This is a genomic window from Methylobacterium sp. A54F (assembly GCF_053346035.1).
Map to the genome: position 1 here is coordinate 1 of NZ_JBKFBF010000059.1, position 376 is coordinate 376.

The window sequence follows — 376 nt, forward strand, 5'->3', positions numbered from 1 at the left end:
ATCACCGTCACGTCCCCCGAGACGCCGTTCGTGGTGAGCAGCCGGTCGCCCTCCGGGGTGAGCGCCAGGTGCCAGACCCGGCGCCCCACCAGGATGTAGTTCAGAACCGCGAAGCTCGCGGTGTCGATCACCGCCACTCGGTCCGAGGGCCCGAGCGCCACGAAGGCGCGGCCCCCGTCCCGCGACAGGGTGATGCCGACCGGCTGGATGCGGTCGCCCGACACCCCCTTGATCGCGAACGCGATGGTCTGGACCACCTGCCGGCTCGCCACGTCGATCACCGAGACCGTCCCGCCGATCTCCGAGGACACCCAGAGCCGGCGGCCGTCGGCGCTGAACTCGGCGTGGCGCGGGCGCTGGCCCACCGGCGTCGCGT

General features: G+C 72.9%; 1 protein-coding gene. It reads right to left on the minus strand.

Annotated features, from left to right (window positions below):
* The coding region (locus ACLBXP_RS25315) for a beta-propeller fold lactonase family protein (RefSeq protein WP_447670596.1) at positions 1–376 on the minus strand (376 nt) is incomplete at both ends.